Source organism: Micrococcus sp. HMSC31B01 (assembly GCF_001816085.1).
Classification (GTDB): Bacteria; Actinomycetota; Actinomycetes; order Actinomycetales; family Micrococcaceae; genus Micrococcus; species Micrococcus luteus.
This window is the reverse complement of sequence record NZ_KV824856.1, coordinates 1-1,166: the sequence shown is the minus strand read 5'-3', so window position 1 is coordinate 1,166 and position 1,166 is coordinate 1. Positions and strand designations below refer to the sequence as shown.

Genomic DNA, 1,166 nt, shown 5'->3' with positions numbered 1-1,166 from the left:
CGGCTCGAGGCCACGGTGCCGGCGGTCAGCCCGGCCAACGCGGCGGAGAGCCCGGCGACCTCCGCCCGGGACGCGGGCTCGGCGGCCTCGAACTGCCGGATCAGGTCCACCTGGGCGTCGAAGTCGTGGGCGACGCCCAGGTCGTCCTCGACCGCCAGCGGAGAGGCGGTCCGAAAGCCGCCCCCGGGCGCATCCCACCCGTGGCCGGCCGGGTGGAAGACCACCTCGGCCCGGCGCGATGAGACGGGGGTGGGCGCCCCGTCCGCGGCGACGGCCAGGTCCCCGTCCGAGGAGAACTCCAGCACCGCGGTCCGCCCGGTCTCCACCGCGTTGCCGGACGGCGCAGCGACCGTCATGACGCCGGCCACGGGATACACGGACGTGAAGTCATCGCGCCCGGCCAGGTTGACGGCGTGCACCCCGCCCTGGGAGTAGCCGGCCAGGACGAGCGGGGCACCGTGCGGGACGCGGGCCGCCTCGAGCGCCGCCCGCACCGCCGGGGCCGTGACCTCGGACTCGGAGCCGAGGGCGTCCAGCAGTCCGCCGGCGTCCCACGGGTCGGTCGACTCGGGATCCGGGATCAGGCCGCCGCGGGTGCCCGGCAGGCCCACCACCCAGGCGCGGCTCCCGTTCTCTCGCACCACCTCCGTGACCGTGAGGTCGCCGTCCCCCTCCTCGCGCGGGATGAGAGAGGCCAGCCCCGTGGCCGAGCCGTCCAGCAGGGCGGGCGCCGTCGGCCGGTCCTGCGGCGCCCCGTGCGGGGTCACCGCGCCCCGGGGCGCCGCGCCGGCGAGGGTCAGGGCGTCCGCCACCGCGGTCCATGCCTCGTCCGGGGAGACCCGCAGCGCCTCGGTGAGGTCCGACGCAGCATCCGTCCCCTTCTTCGCCGCGGAGGAGACGGGCCGCTTCAGCACGCGCTTCTGCGCCCTCGTCAGCATCTTCACGTCGATCCGCGCCAGGGCCGCGAGCAGGGGGAAGCCGGCGGCCGTGAGCAGGGCGGCCACGATGGCCTCGGGCACCGCCTGGACGAGGTCCTGCACGAGCCGCTCCGCCTCGCGGGTGGTGAGGCCGTCATGGCCGTCCCGCCAGAGCAGCGCCGGCAGCTCCTCCAGGGAGGCGTCCTCGGCGGCCATGATGCCGGCCGCCGCGCGCTCGGCCTCCTCGTA

General features: G+C 77.0%; 1 protein-coding gene. It reads right to left on the bottom strand.

The window, feature by feature from the left end; translation table 11 throughout:
- The coding region (locus HMPREF3105_RS00830) for a hypothetical protein (protein WP_070708544.1) at nucleotides 1–1,166 on the bottom strand (1,166 nt) is incomplete at both ends.